The organism is Staphylococcus sp. HMSC062A01, from assembly GCF_001836805.1.
Lineage (GTDB): Bacteria > Bacillota > Bacilli > Staphylococcales > Staphylococcaceae > Staphylococcus > Staphylococcus haemolyticus.
On the sequence record NZ_KV830643.1, the window covers coordinates 198,452 to 204,658 of the forward strand.

The following is a 6,207-nucleotide window of genomic DNA, read 5'->3' on the forward strand; positions in this document are numbered from 1 at the left end:
AAGACTACAGGCTGAAGCTGTCCCCTAAGAAAGCTAGCCAACAATACGAAGAATTGTTAATAAAGAAGCCGATAAATAAATTTTTAAAGACTTATTTACTGGCTATTTATCTGGGAAATATATCCTAGCCTCTCTTCTTTTTTTGTAATATGAGTAAAAAAGACAATTAAGAATATGAAATTGTACTTGGCGGTGGTGGTTCGCTAGCCATAGGTTGGGAGTTATGCTATCTGTTAACATTATCTAATCAAGGTATAGATGTTCGTCATGCAGATTTAATGATAGGTACATCGGGTGGCGCGCAAGCTGCTACAGGTTTAACATCTGACAAGAGTTTTGATGTCATTTATGATGAGCAAATTGCGCCTAAATCTAATGAAACGCCGCCAGTTAAAGATATGTCAGGTATCTTCGAAAGATATGCTCAAATACAAGAGCATTCGAATTCACCTAAAGAATGGATTGAGAATTATAGTGTCTACGCTCTAGAAGATCATAAATATAATGAGAGCGTACATATTACTCGCTTAGAACATAGAATTAAAGGTACTGAATGGCCATCTAATTTAATGATTACTGCTATTAATGCGCGTAAGGCAGAGCGTGTCGCACTAACGTTTGATAGTCAAGTGAACTTGCATAAAGCTATGGCTTCAAGTGGTTCGCGTTACCAGGTGTTTGGCCGGCTACGACGATTGATGGTGACAAACATTTTGATGGTGGATGTCATTCCATGGAGAATGCAGATTTAGCTATAGGTGCTAAGAAAGTACTTATTCTTGCGACGAATCTTCCTATTTCAACGCCATATAAATTAGAAGATGCCATTAAAGAACTCGAAGAAAGTGGCGCGAAAGTTAAATTAATTGCACCTAGTAAAGCAGTATTTGATAAATTAAATGAACTAGGCGGTAATCCAGTAGATCCATCAATTCGACCTGACATTTTCAAAGCTGGAGAAACTCAGGCACTTGAAGATGTAGAGATAATTAGAAACTTTTGGAATGAATAAAAGTGATATTATAAACGATGTTCGAATTTGGAATGAACGACGATTAGTATGCTTAAATTAAACAATTTCTTGTGTGGACGTTGCGATTTCCAATGTTTTTTATTAGGTTCTTAATTAGTAACAATATTTAGAAGATATTTGGGCAATAGTATTAAATGTAAAAGAGAGGAGCATGAACAATGCATAATCGTTTCGATCATATTCAACCACCCAATCAATTTAAATATAGAGAGGGCCGAACTGTGTTAAAACAACAATATGATTTTAAATGTGACAATCGAATTTATTTTGGTGAAGATATATTTCGAGATTTGCATAATCATTCATATCGCTTGTATGTAGACGTACTTTCACCAATTGGTGATTATGGTCTTGGATTAGATTTTAACGAAGTAGATGCGATTTATAATAAAGTGATTGAACCTAAATTAAATCATCAACTCATTAATGAAACGTTGCCTGATATGAATACGACTGCTGAAAATATTGCAATGTGGATTTGGGACGAATTTGAACAACATCTTCCAGGTGAACATTGTATGTATGCGTTACAGCTATTTGAGACTGACCGCCATGGGGTAAGTCTAAATCGTTCCATTATGAAGCCTTAAGTCACTACTTATAAAAAAGAAGAGTCCTCAATTTTGCCTTTTGAATTAAGCACTATTTATATAAGTAATTAAAATTTAAATATTTTGATTATATATGTATTATTGATATAATTAGTATAGTAGCAAGTCTACAATTTTTTATTTTGGAGGAACATATTTGGGGACCACACTTAGTCTTATTACTTTTATATTATTATTAGTCCTAACGGCTTTTTTCGTGGCGACAGAGTTCGCTATTGTTAAAGTCAGAGAAACAAGAATTGCACAATTGTCTAATGCAGGTGAGAAGAAAGCGATTGCTGCAAAAAAGGTTGTCGATCATCTTGATGAATATTTAGCTGCCTGTCAATTAGGTATTACCATTACCGCACTAGGTATCGGTATGGTAGGAGAATCTACATTTGAATTTATATTACATCCTTTATTCAGCAGTATTGGTATTCCTGAAACTTGGATACATCCATTCACAATTGGTGGCGCATTTGTTATCGCGACATTTTTACACGTTGTTGTAGGTGAGATGGCACCTAAGACGATTGCTATCCAAAAGGCAGAATATATTACATTGCTTTTTGCGAAACCGATTATCTTTTTCTATAAAATAATGTATCCATTTATTTGGATATTAAATGGTGCAGCACGTTTGATATTAAAAATGTTCAATATGAAACCTGCTAAAGAAAGTGAAGTCTTCCATTCTGAGGAAGAACTGAAACAATTAATCCACGATAGCCATGAAGGTGGCGAAATTAATGATAGTGAGTTACATCATATTAACCAAGCATTTAAGTTTGATAATTTAGTCGCAAAAGATATTATGATTGATGAAAAACATGTTAAAACGCTAAACTTAAATACGAGTTTTGATGATGCAATTCAACAAATTAAAATAGATGCGTTTACAAGATATCCAGCTGTTAAAGATGATCAAATTGTTGGTTTCATACATTCCAAATCATTGTTCAACGTGGAACAACCATCTAAACTAGAGACGTTCGTTAATCCAATTATTAACGTTAAAATGAATACACCATTGAAACACATATTAGAAATGATGAAAAAGAGAAAAGTGCATATCGCAGCAGTTTATAATGACGCTGATTTCAAGGGAATCATTACTTTAGAAAATATTCTTGAAGAAATCGTTGGCGATATTGAAGATGAATATAATTAATGTGAATTTAGTCTTATATAATTAATATTATTATTATGTCTTATTATGACCCTATTATTGAGATTTTGAAAATCTTGATGATTGGGTCTTTTTTAAAACCAAAATTAATTAAATTCAAAAACATTGACTTATAAATTAACTTGTAACTATAATGGTTACATGAGGTGAGAAGATTGAAAATTAGTAGTCGTTTCACTGTGGCTGTGCATATTCTAGCATTAGTCAAAGTTGAACAGTCGCAACCATTAACGTCCTCTTGGATTGCTAGTAGTGTGAACACTAATGCTGTAGTAATTAGAAGATTAGTAGGTAAATTAAAGCAAGCGAATTTAATCGAAACACAGCAAGGGAGTGGTGGCATTCAACTGAGAAAGCCTTTAACAGACATTACATTACTTGATTTGTATCAAGCGGTGGAAGTCGTTGACGAAGGCGAATTATTCCAAATGCATGAAGACACGAATGTAAATTGTGTTGTAGGTGCCAATATCCAGAGTGTGCTTGAAATCATTCTCTTACGTGCACAAGATGCGATGGAAGGTGTCTTGGCTAATGTCACAATGGATGATATTGTTACAGACATCTTGCAACGAAACGGATAAGTCGTCATCCGTTATATCTTACATGTAACTATTATGGTTACAAGTACAAGTGCGATAATGAAGCTGCCTCACAACGACCTAATTGACTGACATCACCACAAATATAAAAATGTGGAGGAATAAATCATGAAAATTGGTATTATCGGAGCAACAGGTAAAGTTGGAAATAAAGTATTAACAGAAGCACAAGCACATGGTCATGAAGTCACTGCATTATCTAACAAATGAAATGGAAATTGACCATCGTCAGCGTGTGCTTTAGCTTGTTCGATAAGCTGATGTCCAGGAGGTAACGCTAAATATACATTTTCTGTGTATAAAATATCATAAGATAAATCTTCGGTATATAACGGTAATATCGTCACACCTATATCCACTTTTTGATCGGAAACAATTTGTTCAATTCGATGTGCCACTTCTTCTACTAATTCAATCTCCACGCCCGGGTAATGTTCTATAAACTTTGGCAAGATACTATAAAGCGTATGTGTAGCTAAAATAGGATTAACACCTATACGGATACGCCCTTTTTCAAATTAGAAATTGTCTGCAATTCATCACGCATTTGAGTATCAATATCCTCAATTTCATGTAAATAATCTAGAAATCGCTCAGCTGAATACGTAAGTTCTAGCGGGTTGCTGTCCCGGTTAATTAATGTCACACCTAAGTTATTCTCAACGTCTTTAATATAACGTCTTAAATAGGGTTGAGAAATATAAAGGTGTTTGGCTGCATGTGAAATACTGCCGTAACGTTGAATGGCTTCTAAATATTGAATTTTATTTTTATAGGTCATATCGATGTCTTCCTTTTTTATGATATTGCTGACCAAGTTCAATTGAATTTAACAGCCGTGACACAATATAACCAATTTGTAGAACTTTCTTATGATGTTCAATATGACTAATATTTAAATAGTTTAATTCATTGTAATTTTTAATATAAGTATTGCTATACTTGTTAATAATACACATAAAGGAGGGAATTAAATGTTTCTTGCATGGAACGAAATTAAACGCAACAAGCTTAAATTCGGATTAATTATAGGCATTTTAGTATTAATTAGTTACTTACTCTTTTTACTATCCGGGTTAGCAAGTGGTTTAATTAATATGAACACTGAAGGCATCAAGAAATGGAAAGCAGATGTGATTGTTTTAAATAAAGATGCCAACCAAACGGTTCAACAATCTGTCTTTAAATTGTCTGACGTTGAAGGCAAATTTAAAGAAGAAGCACCGTTAAAACAAATTGGCGTTATTGCATCGAACGGAGATAGTGAAGAGAATGCATTACTCTTTGGCGTAACATCAAACTCATTCCTGATTCCAATGATTGAGGAAGGCAAAAAATTTAATAAAGATAATGATGTCGTGATCGATCAATCATTGAAAGACAAAGGATTTAAGGTTGGTGACACCATCACGCTATCTCAATCTGATGAGAAACTACATATCGTTGGCGTATCAGAAAGTGCTAAATATAATGCTTCTCCTGTTATTTTCGCAAATGACAAAACGATTGAAAAAATTAATCCAGCATTATCATCAGATAAAACCAATGCTGTAGTTGTAAAAGACAGTAATTGGAAAGATAAAAATGTTGATAAAGATTTAGAAGTTATAGGAATAGATGACTTTGTAGAGAACCTACCAGGCTACAAACCACAAAACTTAACAATGAACTTTATGATTACATTCTTATTTGTTATTTCTGCCACAGTCATTGGCGTATTCTTATATGTCATCACGTTGCAGAAAAAGAATTTATTCGGAGTACTAAAAGCTCAAGGATTTACGAATGGGTTCTTAATGAAGATGGTGTTAGCACAAACCTTTATATTAGCCTTAATCGGTACTTTGATTGGCTTAATACTGACATTACTGACAAGTTTAGTCTTACCTGAAGCGGTACCTGTCCAATTTAATATCGGTACACTCATTATCTTTGGTATCGTTTTAATACTAACATCTCTTGTTGGTAGCTTATTCTCAGTATTATCCATTAGAAAAATAGACCCACTCAAGGCGATCGGGTAAGGAGGTGCCACCATGTTAAAATTTGATGAAGTGACTAAAGAATTCCAAGATGGTAATCATACAATTGAAGCAGTTAAACCGACATCTTTATCTTTTGAAAAAGGTGAACTTATAGCTATTGTTGGCCCTTCCGGTTCCGGTAAGAGTACGTTCTTAACAATGGCTGGTGCGTTACAAACACCAACATCCGGTGAAATATATATTAATGATAATAAAATCTCAAAAATGAGTCAGAAGCAATTAGCTAAAATGAGAATGAAAGAAATTGGCTTTATATTACAAGCGACGAACTTAGTCCCATTCTTAACAGTCAAACAACAATTCCATTTATTGAAGAGTTATAAAAAAGATGTGTTAAGTACTGAAGAATATGATAAATTGTTGAACGATTTAGGCTTAAAAGAAATTGAGAACAAATTACCCTCTGAAGTGTCAGGAGGACAAAAACAACGTGTCGCGATTGCTAAGGCAATTTATACACAGCCTTCTATTATTTTAGCTGATGAGCCAACTGCATCGCTCGATACTGAAAATGCGATGGCAGTTATGGAAATCTTAAAAGAACAATCTAAACAACGTCGTAAAACATGTATTATCGTTACACATGATGAACGATTAACCAAGTTCTGTGATAAAGTCTTCCATATGGAAGATGGACGTTTAAAAGAAAAATAATTAAAATAAAACTCCCTCCAAGTAAGCTTTGAAAATCATGGCTACTTTGAGGGAGTTAATTATGGCTCTACGTCAAATCGGACTGATGAGT

At 33.8% G+C, this 6,207-nt stretch carries 9 protein-coding genes and 1 pseudogene; 8 read left to right on the top strand and 2 right to left on the bottom strand.

All coding sequences use genetic code 11. The annotated features are described in order from the left end of the window. The first annotated feature begins 230 nt into the window (after positions 1 to 230). From HMPREF2715_RS12365 to HMPREF2715_RS11955, 6 genes and pseudogenes are all read left to right on the top strand, one after another. Complete coding sequence (locus HMPREF2715_RS12365) at positions 231 to 752, top strand: patatin-like phospholipase family protein (protein ID WP_338139330.1); 522 nt, start codon at positions 231 to 233, stop codon at positions 750 to 752. Beyond that, on the top strand, positions 734 to 1,012 hold the full coding sequence (locus tag HMPREF2715_RS12370) for a hypothetical protein (protein WP_240556530.1): 279 nt from the start codon (positions 734 to 736) through the stop codon (positions 1,010 to 1,012). The genes HMPREF2715_RS12365 and HMPREF2715_RS12370 overlap by 19 nt, the downstream gene beginning before the upstream one ends. 179 nt (positions 1,013 to 1,191) lie before the next feature. Beyond that, positions 1,192 to 1,623: a 6-pyruvoyl trahydropterin synthase family protein gene (locus HMPREF2715_RS10945; protein WP_070632302.1), complete on the top strand. Its 432-nt coding sequence runs from the start codon at positions 1,192 to 1,194 to the stop codon at positions 1,621 to 1,623. A 157-nt stretch (positions 1,624 to 1,780) separates the two neighbouring features. Next, the gene (locus tag HMPREF2715_RS10950) at positions 1,781 to 2,797 is read left to right on the top strand and encodes a hemolysin family protein (protein WP_070632299.1); all 1,017 of its coding nucleotides are present in this window, start codon (positions 1,781 to 1,783) and stop codon (positions 2,795 to 2,797) included. 173 nt (positions 2,798 to 2,970) lie between these two features. Further along, on the top strand, positions 2,971 to 3,399 hold the full coding sequence (locus tag HMPREF2715_RS10955) for an Rrf2 family transcriptional regulator (RefSeq protein ID WP_053036211.1): 429 nt from the start codon (positions 2,971 to 2,973) through the stop codon (positions 3,397 to 3,399). Between the two features lie 126 nt (positions 3,400 to 3,525). Beyond that, positions 3,526 to 3,615 (top strand): annotated as a pseudogene (locus tag HMPREF2715_RS11955) (NAD(P)-dependent oxidoreductase); the annotation flags it as partial. Here the strand turns inward: HMPREF2715_RS11955 and HMPREF2715_RS12375 are convergent. Both HMPREF2715_RS12375 and HMPREF2715_RS12380 read right to left on the bottom strand, forming a co-directional pair. Then, positions 3,597 to 3,920: a LysR substrate-binding domain-containing protein gene (locus HMPREF2715_RS12375; protein WP_080363941.1), complete on the bottom strand. Its 324-nt coding sequence runs from the start codon at positions 3,918 to 3,920 to the stop codon at positions 3,597 to 3,599. The pseudogene HMPREF2715_RS11955 and the gene HMPREF2715_RS12375 overlap by 19 nt on opposite strands. Then, the gene (locus tag HMPREF2715_RS12380; protein ID WP_053036209.1) at positions 3,911 to 4,198 is read right to left on the bottom strand and encodes a LysR family transcriptional regulator; all 288 of its coding nucleotides are present in this window, start codon (positions 4,196 to 4,198) and stop codon (positions 3,911 to 3,913) included. Before HMPREF2715_RS12380 ends, HMPREF2715_RS12375 begins: the two co-directional genes overlap by 10 nt. A 193-nt stretch (positions 4,199 to 4,391) precedes the next feature. Here HMPREF2715_RS12380 and HMPREF2715_RS10970 point away from each other — a divergent pair, with 193 nt between their 5' ends. Next, positions 4,392 to 5,441, top strand: coding sequence for an ABC transporter permease (locus tag HMPREF2715_RS10970; RefSeq protein ID WP_053036208.1), 1,050 nt, complete (start codon positions 4,392 to 4,394; stop codon positions 5,439 to 5,441). Between the two features lie 12 nt (positions 5,442 to 5,453). After that, a complete protein-coding gene (locus HMPREF2715_RS10975; RefSeq protein ID WP_053036207.1) occupies positions 5,454 to 6,116 on the top strand; it encodes an ABC transporter ATP-binding protein in 663 nt (220 codons plus the stop codon). The last annotated feature ends 91 nt before the right edge of the window (positions 6,117 to 6,207 follow it).

Excerpts from the sequence above, each read along its gene's own strand:
- HMPREF2715_RS12380 (WP_053036209.1), bottom strand. The coding sequence starts at position 4,198 with ATGACCTATAAAAATAAAATTCAATATTTAGAAGCCATTCAACGTTAC.
- HMPREF2715_RS12370 (WP_240556530.1), top strand. The coding sequence starts at position 734 with ATGGAGAATGCAGATTTAGCTATAGGTGCTAAGAAAGTACTTATTCTT.
- HMPREF2715_RS10945 (WP_070632302.1), top strand. The coding sequence starts at position 1,192 with ATGCATAATCGTTTCGATCATATTCAACCACCCAATCAATTTAAATAT.
- HMPREF2715_RS10970 (WP_053036208.1), top strand. The coding sequence starts at position 4,392 with ATGTTTCTTGCATGGAACGAAATTAAACGCAACAAGCTTAAATTCGGA.
- HMPREF2715_RS10975 (WP_053036207.1), top strand. The coding sequence starts at position 5,454 with ATGTTAAAATTTGATGAAGTGACTAAAGAATTCCAAGATGGTAATCAT.